Here is a 17752-nt window from a genome sequence, read left to right as displayed (position 1 = left end):
TTAGATCACACTTAATAATTCATTTTGAAGAAAGAGAGGATGAGGCTTGTCACGCGGATGCAGGTTGGTATTTATTGAGCATTTTCTCCATCGACTCTAGTTGAAATGGCTTAGCTAACACGTCAACAAAGCCTTGTTCCAAGTAGCGCTGTACGTCACTGTCAAAGGTATTGGCAGTCAAAGCGATGATGACCGATTCAGGGGCAAGCGACTGTTGTTGTATATGAGCCAAGGCTTGTAAACCATCCATGACAGGCATTTGAATGTCCATAAAGATAATATCGAACCGCTCATCTTTGAGTCGTTGTAAACATTCTTGACCATTGTTGACCGTTTGCCAATGTACTCCAAGGGTAGATAACATCTTGGTCGCGACCAGTTGATTAACCCGCATATCTTCAACCAACAGTACTTTCAAGTTCGGATCGATTTGAAATAACGGGCTCGCCATACTAGGCGACGACGTACCGCGCATCGCGACCAACGAAGCAATCAAGCTAAATTGGTCATAAGGTTTATTGAGTTTGAATAAAAGCTGCCGTTCGGGCAACGTCGTTTGAACATCGGCAATCACTAACACTTGATCATCTTGCTGACGAGAGGCCAATGCCAGCCCAGCCTCAAGCACAGCTTCATCACTGTGGTAGTAAACCGTTAGCTGGCCATCAGGATCAAACAGGCCAAGTTGGGTTAACTCGGACGAAATGGCTTTCTGCACGTTGATGTTATGCGCCACCACTCTAACGCCTAGCGACTTAATATGTTCATCCACAATGGCTTGACGCTCAACCACCTCAACCGGAATGTTAATGATGAACTCTGTGCCTTGTTGAGGTTCACTGGTTACCGTCATTTCTCCGTTCATCAACTGCACCAATGAGCGACAAATTGATAGACCTAAGCCACTACCTCCATATTCTCGGGTAATTGAATCATCCGCTTGGGTAAACTCGTCAAATACCTTATCGAGCTGCTCTTCAGTCATTCCAATCCCTGTATCTTTAATCCTGATACTAAGTAAGTTGAACTCACTCAGGGAGAGATGAATCTCAACCAAACCTTGACTCGTGAATTTCACCGCGTTGTAACTAATGTTATTGATGACCTGCAGCAATTTAGTTTGATCGGCTTTGATCTGAACATCGTCGACCAAATCAGTGGTGAACAGCACTTCAACTTGTTGTTTAGTCATCTCAACGAAAATCGTTTTTGCAGCCGTAATCAATTCGCTAATGGCAAAGGTTTCTATCTCTAGCTTCGCCCTACCTTGTTCTATTTTGCTGATATCCAATACGCTATTAATCAACTTAAGTAAGTGCTTACCTGAACTATTGATTAAAGCGGTGAAATTTCGTGTCTGCTCATCTGATGAAAGATAATATTCTTTCTGACTCAGGCCAATAATGGCATTAAGTGGGGTACGCATCTCATGCGACATATTGGCAAGGAAACGGGCTTTTGTCGTGGCGCTTTGTTCAGCAAGGCTTTTGGCCTCTTCCATCTCTCGCGTCTGCCGTTTAAGGTTAAAACTCAGTCTTCGTTGATCGAGATACATCCAAGAGATCACGCCCACCATCAATAAAGCGCAAACCAAAATAACCGCTAAATAGACATACTGACTGTTGTGTAGGCTCTCTTTTTGCAGCACAAACTGCATCTGATTTTTTTGCACTTCGGAGACAAAATTGGACAAGTAGGCGTTAAAACGGTCATAAAGACCATCTAACTGGATTAAGGTATTATTGAGCAGAGATTCATTATCGAGCGTAATCGCATCAATACGCGTAAATGTGCTTTCCAGCTCAGCGACAAGTACCGCGAGCCGTTTTACTTCACCATATTGTTCATGGACTTTTATGGTTCTAGTCGAACGAAAGTCTTGTAAAATACTCGACTTATAAATGCGTGATTTAAACTTCAATTGTGCCAATGACTGACTGGAAGGGGCTGCCTTATAGCTGAGCATTTCACTTTTGATTGTTAACAGCTTTACTTTGACTCCAAGGTTATTATTCACAATGGTGACATAGGGCTGAGGCGCGATGTTACGGATCTCGGTTATCGAATAAGAGAAATAAGCAATCATCACCAAGATCACAGCACAGATAGTGATCACTATCGCGACAAACGACCCCTTTTGAGCCCAGCGAGCTTGTTGCTTATCACTACTCAACCACAATTTCCCTCACTTGCCACACCGACAAGCTGTAGTAAAAATCGTTTCTAAGTTCAGGAAAGTCACTAAACGGAAAGACAACAAAGAACGGCCCTTTATCATCTAACGTCATTTTTTGGCCATTTTCATGCGTCGCCAGTATCACTTGATACTTTTTGATATCGCTTATCGGAATAGAAACCATATAGTCATCCCATGCTATGACTTTGACCGACTCTCCTTGCGCCCCCACCTTGTCCAATAAACTTGCCAAGTATGGCCCTTTATACTCAACAATATCTTCAACGACATGATTATTGGTTCGAATTACCCCCATCTCAAGTTGAGATAGCATCGGCTCATCGAACTCAACGCCAGAGTTTGAGTTTGATTGGTTAATATTACCGGAGACCCACAACAAGGTGTCTTCTGTTGGACTTGATAACGCAAAAGCTGCCACAGGAGTGAAAAGCCATATCGCCACAAAGGTGATTAAAGTCTTTTTTATCATGTCATTGCCTATTATTAAATTCACAACTCTGTTATCACAACAAAGTGTTAAGTTAATAAAAGTATAGACATAAGAAAGTAGGAGTTAAAAAATCATTCGATAGCAGAGGTAAGCTATCAATTTCACCGGCGGGAAAACTGCCACCATACTACTCACCACAAAGCAATTATCACAAAGCAATCACCACAAAGGAGCCATTATGAGAAAATTTATGATGCTTGTTATTACAGCGCTAACGCTGGTGACGAGCTCTGCCTTTGCTTCTGAGCGCGCTGAGAAGGGTTGGCAATGGATAGATCAAGGTGCCATAGTCGTAGATGTAAGAACCCCATCAGAGTTTAATCACGGACATTTAGACAGCGCCATTAACTACCCACTATCAGAACTCGAACAGCACTTCGCTACTATTGAAAAAAGTACCGCAATTGTGTTGTATTGCCGCAGCGGTAATCGCTCAGAACAAGCGTATCGGTATCTTAAAGCTCAAGGCTTTAGCAATCTGCATAATGCCGGTGGTCTCAACGAATTGCTTAAAACTAAGCCATAGCTTTGATTGGCCTAATTGAATAAAAAAAGCCAGAAATTAACTCTGGCTTTCCCTACAGTGTGAGGCGACTACTGAACACATTCTGATTCAGGGACGTATTCCAACAGGTCTCCTGGTTGGCAATCTAAATGCTCACATATCGCTTCTAGGGTCGCAAGCTTAACGGCTTTAGCACGACCATTTTTCAAAATCGATAGGTTTTGCTCAGTGATGCCAATCTTTTTAGCGAGCTCATTTGAACGCATCTTCCGTTTTGCTAGCATCACATCAAGATTTATAACAATAGCCATTGATCTTCCATTTAAACTGTCAGCTCACTCTCTTCTCTAAGCTCTGCTGCTCTTTCCATTACAACAGCAATCACTCTGACAACCAAACCTATGATCATCATGGTGATATCCGCATCATTGACTTCAAGCGAGAAGTACCACTGATCACCATTGTACGATAAGGCGAGACTCAAAAGCACGTCTTGAATCACTTCAACAAACGGGGTTGCAATCAACAGGTAACTCAACTTTTTGTAGCAAAGAGCATTTTGACGCTCGAAGATAGCGCCTTTCTCATACAGGCGAAATAACACGATAAGTTGCCACAACATCGCCATGGTTAGCAAGGTCGATAGCATACTCGGCACAAAACCGACCAAAGCGCGAGTCACGGTTAGTGGCAAAGTGACCTCAACCGGAAAAGTAGCATTAAACCACTCGGCATCAAACAAGGTGGCACCAAACCAAAACGATGTATTTAACACAGCGACAAATATCAGCGAAAACCAAAAAAGAGCCAATAACTTACGGCTAAAGCCGCTGATTGATGAGTGTGACATAAAGACCTCAAACAGTACTAGATTGGCCATCATCATAACCATTACCCTTAAAACAAACAATAATAATTTATCGTTTTACGATAAGTTTTTATTGCATTTTATTTTCGATAGATTTAGTTTAGCTATCAATTCCTGTCCAATCATTCAATATCAAAGAGGTTTAAGCCGTGATAAACCGTCCACTAGTGGTAGCCCTGATCAGTTTGTTTTCCAGTAGCGCTTTAGCGAGCGATCTGTTTATTCATTCATTAGAACAACAGCATAAACTGCACAACTTACCCATTCAGCCACGCGCCGATCATTTCAATAGCACACCAAATTGGCATAATGAAAAAGACTGTGATCGCATTAGTAGTCGCCCGTTTTCTGGATCGGGTATTCCAACTCACGTCAAGACGGACTGCTATGAGACGCACTATCCAAATGACAAGTTACGTACTTATACGAAATCTGGCAGTGATGGAAGTGTCGGATTTGGCTTCAGTTACGATTTTGAGTAACCGCAAGATATAAGTAGAGAAGTGTCAAAGGGTTGATGCCAAAACATCAGCCCTTTTTAAAAAGCGGTAGAAGTAGGAACACTCATCACTGATGCATCACAGAGCTCAGGTGCGAGCACACCCAAGACACGATTAGCCGTTTTGACGACGCATATTGTCGAGAATGATCCCGGTCGCCATCGCGACATTAAGAGACTCTGCGCCACCAAAGGCTGGAATGGTAATTTTATCGGTGACATATTGAGCCGCTGATTGACGAACACCATGAGACTCACTCCCCATCAACAAGATACCTTCAGCAGCAAATTGCGTTTTATGTACGCTTTCACCTTCAAGGAACGCCCCGTAAACCGGTAGATCTGACTGCTGCAGATAAGCGGGTAAATCCAACTGACTGACCGTCACTCGGCCAAAGCTGCCCATGGTAGCGCTGATCGTTTTCGGGTTATACGGGTCGGCACAGTCGGTACTGGCGACTATATGCTTAATGCCATACCAATCTGCAACACGAATAATGGTACCTAAATTACCAGGGTCAGAAACCCCATCCAATGCAATCATCAAACCTTGCGCTTTTGGCACTTCAACCTGAGGTATTTCCACCACGGCAATCGCCGCATTGTTGCTAACTAACGTACTGGCTTTGGTCAACTCATCCAAAGACGCTTCAATACACTCAAAGTGAAGCAATGGGCGGTGCTCGGCTAAAAATTCTGCGGTGGCAAAAAGTTGCTTTACCGTGAGGGTACTATTCACCAGCTCAAGAACGTTTTTCTCGCCTTGGACCAAGAATAAACCCTGCGCCTTACGCTGTTTCTTTTGGCCTAAAGCACGAAGTAATTTGAGTTGGTTTTTCGAAATCATAATATGTCCACGGTATGAGGGCTGGCAAATTAAAGCGCGGCAATTATAGAGTAAAGCCCCTCAGAGCTAAAGAGGCACAAACATAGAACTACCGCCCAGATTGAACCAAATCGATTATTTTGACGGCCTTTTCGAAGTGATCCAGTTGATGGGTCTCAATCCACCAGCTTGCCGCTTCCATAAGTAATTTGGGATCATCATTCTTATTGGCGAAAAAAGCGTAAAAAGAGACGCCGACGTTGTCTCCCTTTTGTTCAATTTTCTTTTGACACACCTTCAGGATTTTTTCTCGTAGTGAATCGCGCATTGTCTTTCCTAATTTGCACTGTAAATCAAGACAGTAGCGCGTTTTTTACTCAATCACCATTCAAGATTATCGCCGTCAGTAGCTTTGTACATAACGCGACTGGATAATTCGTAGACTTTTTCCGACCAAGACGATCGTAACCGCCCCAATCAGCACTGGAGAAATCAAAAAACTCCAACTCTGGCCAGCAAGCATAATCAGAATCGGGTTGGCTCCTGCTGGCGGATGAGTCGTTTTTGTCAGCAGCATCACACTAACGCCCAATCCCGTTCCTGCGGCAAGCGATAAGGGCGAAACCGAAAAGAACTCAACAAACACCACGCCAATCAATGCAGTAATCATATGACCGACAATGACATTTTTAGCTTGAGCTAGCGGGCTATCTGGCACACCAAACACCAATACCGCCGTCGCACCAAATGGCGCCATTAGCAGCGCTACATCGTGTAAGCTCGCTTCGACTATTGAGAGTAAACCAATAGCAAGCGCGGCGCCAAAGCCCGCCACCAACGCCAACATTTTATTATTCATGCACACCTCCAAAAAAGTAGACCACTCTGTCTACACAAAACAAGATAGACAAGTCGGTCTACTTTTGTCAAGATATGTCGCAATGATGAGGGAAAAACATGAGCAAAAAACGGCAACTACTGATAGATACGGCGTTGGATCTCTTTTATCATCATGGCGTAAAAACTATTGGTATCAATGAGATAATTAAAACTTCAGGCGTAGCAAAACGCACGCTCTACAGCCATTTTGCTAGCAAAGAAGCGTTAATCGTTGCCGCACTTACGCAACGTCATCAACGGTTTATGGCATGGTTAGATTCGCGATTAGCAGAGACAAAATCAGATCACGACGTGATAGAAAAGCTATTCACTGGATTAGGCGGTTGGTTTGCAGGCCAAGAGGCCGAGCTTGGCAATTTCAGAGGCTGTTTTTTTATCAATACCTCAGCAGAATTTAGTGACCACGATAGTGATATTGCCCAATATTGCGCTTATCACAAAGACGAGGTACGCAAGCTCATTGCAGCGAAACTCTGTGGCCAAAAGCCTTACCTACTTGATGCGGTTTGCCTGATGAAAGAAGGCGCGATCACGACCGCTTACATGACAGGCCAAACTACATCGATCACCGACAACGCAATAAAAATATTAACTCGGTTATAAAAAAAGCGCCTCAACAATGAGGCGCTACAATCACTCAGCGTCGTTACACCTGATATTCAGGGTAGTCCACCAGCCCTTGCTCTGCTCCACCAAACAGTGTGGCGGGATCGTGCGTTGCCAATGGGTAATCGTGTTTAATCCGATTAGGCAAATCCGGGTTAGCAATAAACGGACGACCAAAACCGATCATATCCGCGAGACCGTCATTAATCGCTTGAGCCGCTTTATCACTGTCGTAACGTCCGGCATAAATGATCGTGCCCTGATAAGCTTGTCGAATCGCTTGCTTAAACTCTATCGGCGTCTCTGGTGCATCATCCCAATCGACTTCAGCAATATGCAGATAAACGACATTGAGTTTATTGAGCAGTGCTGCGGCCGCTGTGTACGTCTCTACTGGCGTTTTATCAACCGTACCATTGAGTGACGTGAATGGAGCCAGGCGCACACCAACGCGATCAGCGCCAATAGCATCGGTCATCGCTGCTACGACTTGAGCCAAAAAGCGCAGACGATTTTCAATCGAGCCGCCGTATTCATCAGTGCGGTTGTTCGCTTCTGAGTCAATGAACTGGTTGATCAAATACCCATTCGCGGCATGCAACTCAACCCCATCAAACCCAGCTTCAATCGCATTAAGCGCAGCTTGGCGGTATTGCTCGATCACCTCTTGGATATCTTGCTTGCTCATTTCACGCGGTTCAACCACATCGACAAAGCCGGGCTCTTGTTGGCCATTGTCGACAAATACTTTGACGTTCTGCGCTTTCAGTGCCGAAGATGAAATCGGTCGCTCGCCACCGGTATTATCAGGGTGCGTAACTCGCCCTACATGCCACAATTGCGCAAAAATAGTGCCTTGCTTGGCATGCACGGCATCGGTAACTTTTTTCCAACCAGCAATTTGCTCTTCAGAATAGATACCAGGTGTCCACGCGTACCCTTGACCTAACGGCGAAATCTGCGTGCCTTCGGCGACGATTAAACCTGCGCTTGCACGTTGGGCGTAGTAAGCCGCCATCATGTCGTTGGCGCAATTACCCGGCTGAGTGGCACGAGAGCGTGTCATTGGTGGCATAACAATACGGTTTTTTAGTTCAAGCTTACCTAATTTAATCGGCTGAAATAGTGCATCTTTCATCATTTATTCCTCATCATTTGCTTGCTTGAATCCACTCATCTGATTGCCATCAGGCTCGGAAGATAAACGCAATCGGGCTCGCACCATGGTAGTGTTGGTATCAATCTTACCTTCTGCCACCAATGGCACTGTGTTACATCGTGCAGCTAACATAACGCCTGACTGACTAGTAGTGAAATTATGGTTTTTTATAGATTCGATAATAAATTGTTATCATTTTCGTCCGCTCAGAGAATATTGGCGGCGGTCTCAATTCAACGCTGTGCAATCACCGAGCGTCAGTCCCCATGGTATACTGGTTAGCCGATTGATTAGAAAAAACCGAGCATGGAAATGACGCTGACAAAGGCATGGAAACCGATAAAGTGGGTGTTAACCGATGTTGATGACACATTGACTTGGCAGGGCAAACTACCACCAGAAACGCTGTTGGCGTTGAACAAACTGCAGCAAAATGGCATTAAGGTTGTCGCCGTAACGGGCGCGTGTGCAGGTTGGTGCGATCATATCGCCCAGTTGTGGCCAGTCGACGCTGTTTTGGGTGAAAATGGTGCCTTTTGCCTAGAGAAAAAAACGCCCGGCATTACGCTTACGTCCTCAGTACCACTAGACGAGATGCGCGCAAGCCAAGCGAAACTCAAACAACAAATAGACATGATTTTGACTCGCTTTGTCGAAGTGAACCTCACCTTAGATCAAGCGTACCGACTGTGTGAGGTTGCTATCGATATCGGCCAAAATCGACCGCCTCTCAACAGCGAAATCATCGATCAAATCGTTGCTCACATTCACGCTCTTGGTGCTCATGCAACCGCAAGTTCCATTCACATCAATGCTTGGTATGGCGATCATTCAAAGCGTGTCAGTAGTGTTGAGTTTTTGCGTGCTCAAGGCTTATCACACCAAGACATTCTCACCCAGTGCTGTTACGTCGGAGATTCGCTCAATGACCAACAAATGTTTGAGTCTTTACCACTAACGGCCGGGGTCAAAAACATCGAACACTATTGGCATAAACTCGACCACAAACCTAGTGTGGTCATGAACCAGTGTGGCGGTTATGGATTTGCTGAGTTTGCTGACGCGTTATTGGCTTTAAAGCAAGCATAACTTCGATAACAAGCCACCATCAATACCTCACACTCTTAATCAAGAAAAAGAAACGGCGCTTGGCCGTTTCTTCGCTTGGAAGGAAGCTTAAATCAATTTTTTGCGTACTTGCACAACCAGTGCTTCTGCTAATAACACCACCGCAAAAATACTCAAGAGCACCATCGCTACTTTTTGCCATTCGAATAAGTTTTGCGCATCATTGAGCACCACACCAATACCCCCCGCACCCACTAAGCCAAGAACCGCTGACTCCCGTACGTTGATATCCCAACGAAACAGAACAATCGAGAAAAACGCAGGGATAACCTGTGGCCAATAGCCTTTGAATAAAACACTGCCCCACGATGCCCCCGTGGCTTTAAGTGCTTCAATCGTGCCCATATTGACCTCAGCAATCGCTTCGGCCAGCAATTTGCCAACAAAACCGACACTTCGCACTGCAATGGCCATGATTCCGGCCAGCACTCCTGGGCCAAATAGAGCAATAAACAACAGCGCCCATACCAAAGAGTTCACCGAGCGTGATGAAACCAGAAACACCTGCGCTATCCAGTTCAGCGTTTTACTTGGCATAATATTCGGCGCATTTAACAACGCCAAAGGAATCGCCATCAATAAGCTAAATAACGTCCCTAACGTCGCAATATGCAAGGTTTCAATCAGCGCTGCGTGAATGGTTTCAGGGTAAAAAGCGTAATCAAGCGGCACCATGCGACTAAACATATCGGCAAACTGCGCAGGCGCGTCATACAAGAATTCAGGAATGATCTCTACCGTTTGCCAAGACCACACAATCGCAGCAACAAAACACAAGTAAGCGGCGAACCTGGCAAGGCGTTCATTAAAAGTAAAGCGGTGCCATTCTTTATCAATCGAAGCAGTCGTCATTAGAAGATTCTCCTTACTACATTAGACAAAAACTCGCCAACTAGAATCAGGGCAATAATGGTCAGCAAAATTGCTGCGACAAAATCGTAATCGAAGCGCTGAAAAGCCGAAAATAGGGTGCCGCCTAAACCGCCAGCACCGACAATACCGACCATGGTCGAATTTCGTAAATTTGAATCAAGCTGATAACTAGAGAAGCCGATAAAACGTGTGAAGACCTGCGGCATTACCGCAAACAAAATCACACTAAGGAAACTGGCTCCGGTCGCACGAATCGCCTCAACTTGTTTAAACGAAATTTCTTCGATAGCTTCGGCAAACAGCTTGGCAATGAATCCGATCGAAGCGAACACTAACGTGAGTATCCCCGCCAGCGCCCCAAAGCCGACCGCTTTAACAAACAAAATTGCAATGATGACAGGGTGGAACGAACGGCACAGGGCAATAAATGCACGCACAGGCGTGGAAACAATGCCGGGCATCATATTGCGCGCCGCCAATAGGCCAAGAAACAGCGAAATCACAATGCCAACAAAGCTCGAGATAATGGCAATTTGCAGACTTTCAGCCAAACCGCTCAGCAATAAACTCGAACGAGAAAAATCGGGTGGGAACATGCGAGCAAGTAGGCGCTCACTTTCACCAAAACCGATGATTAGACGCTCAAAGCTGAGGTTAAGAGTCGTGAAGCTATAGATCAAGTAGCCTATAACAGCAACCACGCCCATACGGCTTGCCCATGATGCTTTGAACGGGTTTTCGACACTTGCTGATGGTGCGTTTAATCCAGCCATGACTCACCTCCATAGATAACTTTAAGGTCGTCTTCGCTGATGCCTTCTGGGCTGCCGTCATAATGTACATTGCCGTTACACATCCCAATAATACGATTAGCGAAACGCTTAGCGAGATTGACATCATGAATGTTGACCAGAACTGGAATCTGTTTCTCTTTGGCGAACGTTTCCATCAACTCCATAATTTCTACTGCGGTTTTTGGGTCAAGTGATGAAGTAGGCTCATCCGCCAGCAAAATATACGGGTCTTGCATGACAGCGCGAGCAATACCAACACGCTGGCGCTGACCGCCCGAGAGACTATCGGCGCGCTGGTTAGCAAAATCTTGTAGACCAACGAATTCAAGTAATTCAAACGCTTTAGTTAGATCTTGCTTCGAGTAATTACGACGCCACGCATTCCACGACGACATATAACCCAAACGACCACACAGGACATTTTCAATCACGGTTAAACGTTCGACTAAGTTGTACTCTTGGAACACCATCCCAATATGACGACGTTGATTACGCAGCGCTTGGCCTTGCAATTTAGTGAGATCGACGCCCTGAAAAAGAATTTCACCACTGGTTGGATCGTTGAGACGATTGATACAGCGCAATAAGGTACTTTTCCCTGTGCCCGACGGACCAATAATGGCGATAATGCCCGGCTGGTCGACATCAATATCGATGCCTTTAAGGATTGGCTTGCCCGCCACATATTGATGAAACAGGTTATTAATCTTGATTCCGTCATACTTTGCGCTGTCACAGCTTGCTACGGCCATACTACTTTTCCTTGTTTTTTTCTTGGTCTATTTGAGGTGTACAGTGCCCTGCGCCCTACACACAAGGCACCGTACTATTGACGTTATTGGAGAATAATTATTGCGCGGTGGCTTGTTTTGCTAGCTCTGCGGCTTTTTTCTTTGCGCGCTTAGCAGCGTCTTTCTCGGCGAGCTTTTTCAAACCCGTTTTGGTGTAAGCGGTACCTGTGGCATGGGCAATATCACGAATCACAGACCAATCTTCTTTATAAGTGATCGGAGAGAAACGGTCTGCACCTTTAAATGCCTCACTCATTTCTGGAGTGAATCGGTAACTAAAGAAGGCTTGATTGATCTTGTCAGCTAACTCAGGTTTGAGGTTATAAGCGTAGCCAAAAGCAGAAGTGGGGAAACGTGGGCTACGGTAGATGATCTTTAGCTCTGAATCGTCAACACGACCTGCAGCAACCATTCGATCATAGACATCAGAAGCAACAGGTGCAGCGTCGTAATCGCCATTAAACACTCCCAAGATCGACTGGTCATGTTTACCTGAGTAGAGCACTTTGTAGTCTTCGTCTGGCACTAGGCCTTGAGCTGGAAATAGAGCGCGCGGGGCAAGATTACCTGAGTTTGACGAAGCTGACGTATGCGCCACTTTCTTACCTTTTAGATCCGCCATCTCATTGATGCCACTATCTTTACGTACAATCGTAACCAAGTTATAACCTTGGAAGCCAGATTCATCACCTTTCACCGCGATTGGTACATAGCCAGCAAGGTTCACGGCGTAACCCGTTGGGCCTGTAGAGAAACCAGCCACGTGCAGTCGGCCAGAACGCATCGCTTCTACTTGTGCCGAATTAGAGTGAACAGTGTAATAGATGACTTTTTTACCGGTGATTTTACTCAGGTGCGCTTGAAAATCCGCGAAAGCATCTTTGTAGAGTGCCGGATCTTCAACCGGAGTATAAGTAAACACTAAGGTGCTTGGATCAATCCATTCAGACGCCTGTTTCGGTGCATCGGCCACTAGGTCTTGGTTCTCATCACAATATCTATCGTCAAGAACACCACGGTTAGCACATTCACTTGCCATCGAAAGGGTTGGCAGCAACAAAGACCCAGCGATTAACAATCCTTTTACACTGTTTTTCATATTAGAACCTTACATTCACGTTATTGTTGATATTCCCCTTCCCTATTGCAGGCGGCGTGCCAGATTAAAAGAACATATTATTCAATAAGTTAACAATCACTCATTCTAGGTCGCTTTTATTTGGGTCATTTTTGTCCTACCAATCTAGTCAAACTTGAGTCATTTGTGTCCTATGAAAATAAAGACAAAAAAAGGACCTTGCGGCCCTTTCAGTTGCTTATTGACGTCGTTTAAAACTTAAATGTCCATACAGTTTGCATAGTACGTCACTGTTGATGGCCAATCACTGAATACACCTATTACACCGACCTCTTTTGCCAGTACATCAAGCACTTTCATCATGTCGCCATCACGTTTGATTTGCTCGGTTACCGATTGATAATACCAACCGCCACCTTGCGCTAAAGGCCCTGAACGTTCTAGCGTCCAAGCAATAATGTCAAGATCGGCTTGCTTGGCGAGCTTAGCGTAATTGGATTCAACTATCTTGTTGCCATCGAGTTCAATCAGGGCGTAGAGAGGAGGAGCGATAATGTTAACCCCCTGCTTGTGTAGATCTTTCATATTCTCGAGGGAGGCGACAAAGTCTTGCTGCTCGTACATACGATCATCAAGATACACCGCTTGTTTGCCAAATTTCGGCTCATTGTTAATCCAGTACTTTACGTCATCAAGATTAAACGACTGAACGTATGCCTCATCAGGCGTGAAACCGGCTTGTTTGAGTTCATCAATCAGCTTTTGCGCATAGTCTTGCTGAGTGAAACCTTGGTACGGCATTTCAACCGCCGCCGATTTAAGCTCTGGCGTGACTTTAACACCGTACTGCTTAAATAACGCGGCACTCTCAGCGTGAGTCATCAAGGTCCCCGTTTGGGAGTAGAGATCGGTACGCCAACCTGGCGTGCCTTGCATATACTCTTCAACCGTGGTCGCTTTCGGGTTAGCACCATCCATCTTGCCCTTTAACGTTCTAAACTCGGCTAAGGTAAAGTCAGAGGTACGACACTCAACTTGAGCATCTTCACCAGTGTCTGGGTTGGCTGGCTTGAACGGAACCGTACACTTCTTCGCCAGTTCTGGGTACGCAAGCACATCGGTGGTCGTATGCAAATCACTTTGTGAATGGCGACAAACCAACTGCTTATCTTTAGTAAACGTAACGTCACACTCAAGTACGCCTGCACCCATAGCAATCGCAGCTAGATAAGATTCTTTAGTATGCTCAGGAAACTGCATCGCAGCGCCACGGTGACCAATAGAGAAGTCACTACGATGGAAGGGGCCGCTACTGCAGCTTTCAAGCTTGGTTTTGAGCGGACTGTTTTCCATGTCACTGACTAAATAAAGTGGACGTGGGCCGACTTGCGCCGGTTCATTGCCTGCCATAGCAACTGAACTGACACCTAATAAGAGCGCGATACTACTCGTGACGATTTGCTTCATTGGTTTCTCCTTGCAGCAAATGATGTGTTTTGGATAACAAGACTCTGAACTCAACACATTTCAATTGTTTTACAGACGATTAAATAATGGTTGTTTTTTATCAGAGTTGTCATCTGAGTTGCACGCGCCATGCCAACATTTTTTCCATTAAATTTCAAGTAGATAAAGAAAACACCAACCCAAACCAGATAGCATGGGTCATTTATGTCTAGAGTTCTACGCGGCTATGAGCTTTAAAGCTTTCCTTATCGAGCTGATGTTTTTTCATCTTGCGGTACAACGTTTTGCGTGGCAGATTAAGTCGCTCAGAAACTTCATTGATATTGCCTGCGGTTTCGATCAACGCTTCAGTGAGTACATTGCGCTCGTATTGCTCCATTTGTTGCTCGAAGGCGAAACTCTCACTGCCTAACGTAGACGGCGCCTGTAAATCAAACCCTTCACCAACAATCCCCAATACAAAACGATCAGCGACATTTCGTAACTCTCGTACGTTGCCTGGCCAATCGTGTCGGCACAGCTGTTGGATTTGCTCGGCATAGAGGGTCGAAGCGCGGGTTTTATATTTTTGACTGGCCTGGACCACAAAATGGCGAAACAGTGACTGAATATCCTCTTTACGCTGACGTAAAGGAGGAAGGTTTAAGCTGGCGATATTTAAACGATAAAACAGATCAGCGCGGAACTCACCTCGTTGACTAAGCTCGGATAAATCGGCTTTACTGGCTGCGATAATGACAATATCGACCGGGATTAAACTATTGCCTCCGACGCGTTCGATCACCCTTTCTTGGATCACCCGCAACAGCTTAATCTGCACCGCAATGGGCATACTTTCGATTTCATCAAGAAACAGCGTACCACCATGTGCTTGCTCGATTTTGCCAATACGCTTTTTGTTGGCACTGGTAAACGAGCCTGCCTCGTGGCCAAACAGCTCACTTTCGATAATGCTCTCCGTCATACCACCACAGTTGATGGCCACAAACGGCCTATCGCGGCGCGGAGAGTACTGATGCAACGAATACGCCACCACTTCTTTCCCTGTTCCGGTTTCACCATTAATGATGGTATCAACGCCCGTTCGTGCGAGTGCGAGCACTTGTGTCCGAATCATTTCCATTTGCGGCGACACGCCAATCAGAACCTGTTCAATCGGCAGTGTCGAAATCGTGCTACCACGCTCTTCTGCGTGTTGAATATGTGTGTTGGCAAGGTTAAGCTTTTCAAGCAGTTCATCGCTTTGAAGCGGTTTTTCGATAAAATCAAACGCGCCTAACTTCATCGCTTCTATCGCCATCGGAATGTCACCATGTCCGCTCATTAGTACCACTTCACAGCGTGGTGCGCGGCTTTGAATGGCATCCAACATCGCCAAGCCATCAAGCTGTGGCATGCGGACATCACACAACACCACTTGCTGACTGTTGGGCGTTAATGATTTAAGACCAAGCTTAGGATCCGTGAATCCAGTGACCTCAAAGCCTTCAAGCTCTAATAGCTCACTTACCGCTTCAACCACGTCTAATTCATCATCAATTAAGGTAATCTGTTTTTCGATTGTCATTACTTTTCGCCTTGTTCTAAGTGGACGACAAACTCGCTGCCATGTTGGGGCTGCGAAGAGACTCGTATCGAGCCACCAAAGTCTTTAATAATGTTAAAAGCAATAGACAGCCCAAGCCCTAAGCCTTTGCCTACCTCTTTTCGGGTATAAAAGGGATCAAATATATGAGGAATATCTTGCGCAAGAATGCCCTTACCGTTGTCTTTGACCGCGATGAGCACCTTTTCGTCGTCACGCTTAACTGACACCACGATCAGTGGCTCTACGTTCTCGGCGACCGCATCTATCGCGTTGCTGATTAAGTTGACCAACACTTGCTCTAAACGAATCGGGTTCGCTTTTACTGCTTCATAAGGCGTGAGGTGGCAGTCGAGCAAAATCGGTACCGAACTATTGGCAAACAGTTCAATCGCATCGTTAACTACAGGCATCACTGATACCGATGAAACTTTACCGTCACTTTTGCGTGAGAACGCTTTCAGGTGTCGGGTCAAGGCGGCGACTTTACCCAAAAGCGTTTCTATTTTCTGTAGATTGTGGGTCGCTTTATCAGGGCGATGCTGTTCGAGCCATTTTTGCGCACTGCGCGCATGACTGCTGATCGCGGTCAAAGGCTGATTAATTTCATGAGTTATACCGACGCTCAATTGCCCAAGTGCGGCCAACTTTCCGGCTTGAATCAACTCATCTTGCGTGACACGCAGTTTCTCTTCCGCCGCTCTGCGCTCTTCAACCTCAGCCTCGAGTCTTTGATTGGTTTTTTTTACGACCTGTGCGGTTGCCTGAAAGACTTGCAGTGACTTGGCCATTTGAGTGATTTCATCATGACCTTTTAATTCGATACGAGTGTCGAGGTGGCCTGTTGAAATGGCAAACATGTCATCGCGTAAAGTCAGCAGCCGCTCGAGGATATTCTTACGAACATAAAACCACGCAATCGCGGCTGCCGCCAATAAGCTAAATACCGACAAAACCAGTGAGAAGGTTCGATTTGAAGCCAGAGAGTGTTGGATCTTTTCAATCGAAGCATCGATTTCTAAATTGACATCTGCTGTGTTGCGCTCGATCTGCACTGAAAGCTGATGCAAATATTCACGGCTGTTTTGTAGAAAATATTCTTGTTGATAATGGTGCTCAAGCGCTTGATTTTTGAGCGTGACGAGTTTGCTTGAACGCGAAGCCAAGGTATAGATGACCGACAGTTTCTCGTCTAATGCGGGGAGCGATTCAGCTAACCCGCTGGCAAGCCACAAACTAAACCACTCTTGACCAAGCTGTTCTAATCGGTAGGTGGTGTAGTCAAGCTCATTAAAGCTGCCATCGTTGTAGAGCTTTTCGACCAAGCCAAGCTGATAAAACAGCAATGCCTTTAGCTGGCTATATTGCAAACGCGATTTTTGCTCATCGGGCAAAAAATTAAGCTCTTCACTCACTTGCTGTAACAACGGATAGAAACCTTCAAGCAAATTGCGTAACTCATTGTTCAGCTTACGCGACTCCTCACTGCTTTGATGTAGCAAACTTAAGCTGTTATTCACCTGCATGATCAAATCTTTAAAATAGGCGTGGTAGGTGGGAAAATGCACCAGCACTTGCTTCATCACCCCAATGCTTTGCTCAATCCGCTGCATGGCCTCGTTACGCTGTAAATTTGATTCTGCATCGATCAATTGCGAAGAGTCCGTAATCACCAGTCGAACCATGTCGTTGAGCCTAGCGGCTTGCTCAAGAGAGGCGATATCTTTCTCTTTCAACTCCACCAACGCAAATTCCAATTTGTCGTACGTGGTTGAACTAAACAGAGCCAGTAATAACGTCGTCAATGATAACAAGGCCAACGCTAAACCAAGACGCACTTCGATACCTCGCCATTTAAAGCGACCTCGGTACGAGTTAGGGGGTGGTAGATGCGCCATCTCGAGCTCTTGACTAACCATTTGATTCACTGAACGTTCCTATCAACTCAACGCCATGCGACTTTAAGTAGCAATTAATTAACAACAC

The 17752-nt window shown here is 45.5% G+C and carries 20 protein-coding genes; 4 read left to right on the top strand and 16 right to left on the bottom strand.

The annotated features are described in order from the left end of the window. Window positions 1–49: 49 nt before the first annotated feature. The gene (locus ViNHUV68_RS15970) at window positions 50–2173 is read right to left on the bottom strand and encodes an ATP-binding protein (protein ID WP_391091520.1); all 2124 of its coding nucleotides are present in this window, start codon (window positions 2171–2173) and stop codon (window positions 50–52) included. Next, window positions 2166–2666, bottom strand: a complete 501-nt coding sequence (locus ViNHUV68_RS15965) for a molybdopterin-dependent oxidoreductase (protein WP_391091518.1) — start codon at window positions 2664–2666, stop codon at window positions 2166–2168. The genes ViNHUV68_RS15970 and ViNHUV68_RS15965 overlap by 8 nt, the downstream gene beginning before the upstream one ends. 199 nt (window positions 2667–2865) lie before the next feature. Here ViNHUV68_RS15965 and ViNHUV68_RS15960 point away from each other — a divergent pair, with 199 nt between their 5' ends. After that, window positions 2866–3213, top strand: a complete 348-nt coding sequence (locus ViNHUV68_RS15960; protein ID WP_038173454.1) for a rhodanese-like domain-containing protein — start codon at window positions 2866–2868, stop codon at window positions 3211–3213. Between the two features lie 68 nt (window positions 3214–3281). On the opposite strand, the gene ViNHUV68_RS15955 is transcribed toward ViNHUV68_RS15960, so the two are convergent. Continuing rightward, window positions 3282–3503 carry a helix-turn-helix transcriptional regulator gene (locus tag ViNHUV68_RS15955; RefSeq protein WP_038173452.1) on the bottom strand — a complete coding sequence of 74 codons (222 nt, stop codon included), beginning with the start codon at window positions 3501–3503 and terminating at the stop codon, window positions 3282–3284. 11 nt (window positions 3504–3514) lie between these two features. Then, window positions 3515–4042, bottom strand: a complete 528-nt coding sequence (locus tag ViNHUV68_RS15950; RefSeq protein ID WP_391091851.1) for a DUF2975 domain-containing protein — start codon at window positions 4040–4042, stop codon at window positions 3515–3517. 167 nt (window positions 4043–4209) lie between these two features. On the opposite strand from ViNHUV68_RS15950, the gene ViNHUV68_RS15945 reads away from it, so the two are divergent. Further along, window positions 4210–4542 (top strand): hypothetical protein, encoded by a 333-nt coding sequence (locus ViNHUV68_RS15945; protein ID WP_038173450.1) that lies wholly within the window; start codon window positions 4210–4212, stop codon window positions 4540–4542. A gap of 132 nt (window positions 4543–4674) precedes the next feature. Here ViNHUV68_RS15945 and ViNHUV68_RS15940 read toward each other — a convergent pair whose 3' ends face one another. The 3 genes from ViNHUV68_RS15940 to ViNHUV68_RS15930 all read right to left on the bottom strand — a co-directional run bounded on the left by ViNHUV68_RS15940 (window position 4675) and on the right by ViNHUV68_RS15930 (window position 6244). Continuing rightward, complete coding sequence (locus tag ViNHUV68_RS15940) at window positions 4675–5406, bottom strand: RNA methyltransferase (protein WP_038173449.1); 732 nt, start codon at window positions 5404–5406, stop codon at window positions 4675–4677. Between the two features lie 88 nt (window positions 5407–5494). After that, on the bottom strand, window positions 5495–5713 hold the full coding sequence (locus ViNHUV68_RS15935) for a DUF6500 family protein (protein ID WP_391091516.1): 219 nt from the start codon (window positions 5711–5713) through the stop codon (window positions 5495–5497). Between the two features lie 75 nt (window positions 5714–5788). Continuing rightward, the gene (locus ViNHUV68_RS15930; protein WP_391091514.1) at window positions 5789–6244 is read right to left on the bottom strand and encodes an HPP family protein; all 456 of its coding nucleotides are present in this window, start codon (window positions 6242–6244) and stop codon (window positions 5789–5791) included. A gap of 98 nt (window positions 6245–6342) precedes the next feature. Between ViNHUV68_RS15930 and ViNHUV68_RS15925 the strand changes: the two genes are divergently transcribed. Further along, on the top strand, window positions 6343–6888 hold the full coding sequence (locus tag ViNHUV68_RS15925; RefSeq protein ID WP_391091512.1) for a TetR family transcriptional regulator: 546 nt from the start codon (window positions 6343–6345) through the stop codon (window positions 6886–6888). 43 nt (window positions 6889–6931) lie between these two features. On the opposite strand, the gene ViNHUV68_RS15920 is transcribed toward ViNHUV68_RS15925, so the two are convergent. Beyond that, complete coding sequence (locus tag ViNHUV68_RS15920; RefSeq protein ID WP_391091850.1) at window positions 6932–8029, bottom strand: alkene reductase; 1098 nt, start codon at window positions 8027–8029, stop codon at window positions 6932–6934. A gap of 3 nt (window positions 8030–8032) precedes the next feature. Further along, the gene (locus ViNHUV68_RS15915) at window positions 8033–8182 is read right to left on the bottom strand and encodes a hypothetical protein (RefSeq protein ID WP_157631126.1); all 150 of its coding nucleotides are present in this window, start codon (window positions 8180–8182) and stop codon (window positions 8033–8035) included. A 174-nt stretch (window positions 8183–8356) separates the two neighbouring features. On the opposite strand from ViNHUV68_RS15915, the gene ViNHUV68_RS15910 reads away from it, so the two are divergent. Then, complete coding sequence (locus ViNHUV68_RS15910) at window positions 8357–9139, top strand: HAD-IIB family hydrolase (protein ID WP_391091510.1); 783 nt, start codon at window positions 8357–8359, stop codon at window positions 9137–9139. A gap of 87 nt (window positions 9140–9226) precedes the next feature. On the opposite strand, the gene phnE (ViNHUV68_RS15905) is transcribed toward ViNHUV68_RS15910, so the two are convergent. The 7 genes from phnE (ViNHUV68_RS15905) to ViNHUV68_RS15875 all read right to left on the bottom strand — a co-directional run bounded on the left by phnE (ViNHUV68_RS15905) (window position 9227) and on the right by ViNHUV68_RS15875 (window position 17685). Further along, window positions 9227–10030: a phosphonate ABC transporter, permease protein PhnE gene (gene phnE / locus ViNHUV68_RS15905; protein ID WP_391091508.1), complete on the bottom strand. Its 804-nt coding sequence runs from the start codon at window positions 10028–10030 to the stop codon at window positions 9227–9229. After that, window positions 10030–10824 (bottom strand): phosphonate ABC transporter, permease protein PhnE, encoded by a 795-nt coding sequence (gene phnE, locus ViNHUV68_RS15900; protein ID WP_038173441.1) that lies wholly within the window; start codon window positions 10822–10824, stop codon window positions 10030–10032. The genes phnE (ViNHUV68_RS15905) and phnE (ViNHUV68_RS15900) overlap by 1 nt, the downstream gene beginning before the upstream one ends. Continuing rightward, window positions 10812–11597 carry a phosphonate ABC transporter ATP-binding protein gene (gene phnC / locus ViNHUV68_RS15895; RefSeq protein WP_391091506.1) on the bottom strand — a complete coding sequence of 262 codons (786 nt, stop codon included), beginning with the start codon at window positions 11595–11597 and terminating at the stop codon, window positions 10812–10814. The genes phnE (ViNHUV68_RS15900) and phnC overlap by 13 nt, the downstream gene beginning before the upstream one ends. Window positions 11598–11694: 97 nt before the next feature. Then, on the bottom strand, window positions 11695–12735 hold the full coding sequence (phnD, locus tag ViNHUV68_RS15890) for a phosphate/phosphite/phosphonate ABC transporter substrate-binding protein (RefSeq protein WP_038173439.1): 1041 nt from the start codon (window positions 12733–12735) through the stop codon (window positions 11695–11697). Between the two features lie 237 nt (window positions 12736–12972). After that, window positions 12973–14181, bottom strand: a complete 1209-nt coding sequence (locus ViNHUV68_RS15885) for a glycerophosphodiester phosphodiesterase family protein (RefSeq protein ID WP_391091504.1) — start codon at window positions 14179–14181, stop codon at window positions 12973–12975. A gap of 208 nt (window positions 14182–14389) precedes the next feature. Then, window positions 14390–15748, bottom strand: a complete 1359-nt coding sequence (locus ViNHUV68_RS15880) for a sigma 54-interacting transcriptional regulator (RefSeq protein WP_391091502.1) — start codon at window positions 15746–15748, stop codon at window positions 14390–14392. Beyond that, complete coding sequence (locus tag ViNHUV68_RS15875) at window positions 15748–17685, bottom strand: ATP-binding protein (RefSeq protein WP_391091849.1); 1938 nt, start codon at window positions 17683–17685, stop codon at window positions 15748–15750. The genes ViNHUV68_RS15880 and ViNHUV68_RS15875 overlap by 1 nt, the downstream gene beginning before the upstream one ends. Between the last annotated feature and the right edge of the window lie 67 nt (window positions 17686–17752).

Origin of the sequence: Vibrio sp. NH-UV-68 (assembly GCF_042940635.1) — a bacterium.
Taxonomy (GTDB): Bacteria; Pseudomonadota; Gammaproteobacteria; order Enterobacterales; family Vibrionaceae; genus Vibrio; species Vibrio pacinii.
Note: the sequence above shows the minus strand (reverse complement) of the source record. Positions and strands in the feature narration are given on the sequence as shown.

Excerpts from the sequence above, each read along its gene's own strand:
- ViNHUV68_RS15965 (WP_391091518.1), bottom strand. The coding sequence starts at position 2,666 with ATGATAAAAAAGACTTTAATCACCTTTGTGGCGATATGGCTTTTCACT.
- ViNHUV68_RS15960 (WP_038173454.1), top strand. The coding sequence starts at position 2,866 with ATGAGAAAATTTATGATGCTTGTTATTACAGCGCTAACGCTGGTGACG.
- ViNHUV68_RS15955 (WP_038173452.1), bottom strand. The coding sequence starts at position 3,503 with ATGGCTATTGTTATAAATCTTGATGTGATGCTAGCAAAACGGAAGATG.
- ViNHUV68_RS15950 (WP_391091851.1), bottom strand. The coding sequence starts at position 4,042 with ATGTCACACTCATCAATCAGCGGCTTTAGCCGTAAGTTATTGGCTCTT.
- ViNHUV68_RS15940 (WP_038173449.1), bottom strand. The coding sequence starts at position 5,406 with ATGATTTCGAAAAACCAACTCAAATTACTTCGTGCTTTAGGCCAAAAG.
- ViNHUV68_RS15935 (WP_391091516.1), bottom strand. The coding sequence starts at position 5,713 with ATGCGCGATTCACTACGAGAAAAAATCCTGAAGGTGTGTCAAAAGAAA.
- ViNHUV68_RS15930 (WP_391091514.1), bottom strand. The coding sequence starts at position 6,244 with ATGAATAATAAAATGTTGGCGTTGGTGGCGGGCTTTGGCGCCGCGCTT.
- ViNHUV68_RS15925 (WP_391091512.1), top strand. The coding sequence starts at position 6,343 with ATGAGCAAAAAACGGCAACTACTGATAGATACGGCGTTGGATCTCTTT.
- ViNHUV68_RS15920 (WP_391091850.1), bottom strand. The coding sequence starts at position 8,029 with ATGAAAGATGCACTATTTCAGCCGATTAAATTAGGTAAGCTTGAACTA.
- ViNHUV68_RS15915 (WP_157631126.1), bottom strand. The coding sequence starts at position 8,182 with ATGTTAGCTGCACGATGTAACACAGTGCCATTGGTGGCAGAAGGTAAG.
- ViNHUV68_RS15910 (WP_391091510.1), top strand. The coding sequence starts at position 8,357 with ATGGAAATGACGCTGACAAAGGCATGGAAACCGATAAAGTGGGTGTTA.
- phnE (WP_391091508.1), bottom strand. The coding sequence starts at position 10,030 with ATGACGACTGCTTCGATTGATAAAGAATGGCACCGCTTTACTTTTAAT.
- phnE (WP_038173441.1), bottom strand. The coding sequence starts at position 10,824 with ATGGCTGGATTAAACGCACCATCAGCAAGTGTCGAAAACCCGTTCAAA.
- phnC (WP_391091506.1), bottom strand. The coding sequence starts at position 11,597 with ATGGCCGTAGCAAGCTGTGACAGCGCAAAGTATGACGGAATCAAGATT.
- phnD (WP_038173439.1), bottom strand. The coding sequence starts at position 12,735 with ATGAAAAACAGTGTAAAAGGATTGTTAATCGCTGGGTCTTTGTTGCTG.
- ViNHUV68_RS15885 (WP_391091504.1), bottom strand. The coding sequence starts at position 14,181 with ATGAAGCAAATCGTCACGAGTAGTATCGCGCTCTTATTAGGTGTCAGT.
- ViNHUV68_RS15880 (WP_391091502.1), bottom strand. The coding sequence starts at position 15,748 with ATGACAATCGAAAAACAGATTACCTTAATTGATGATGAATTAGACGTG.
- ViNHUV68_RS15875 (WP_391091849.1), bottom strand. The coding sequence starts at position 17,685 with ATGGTTAGTCAAGAGCTCGAGATGGCGCATCTACCACCCCCTAACTCG.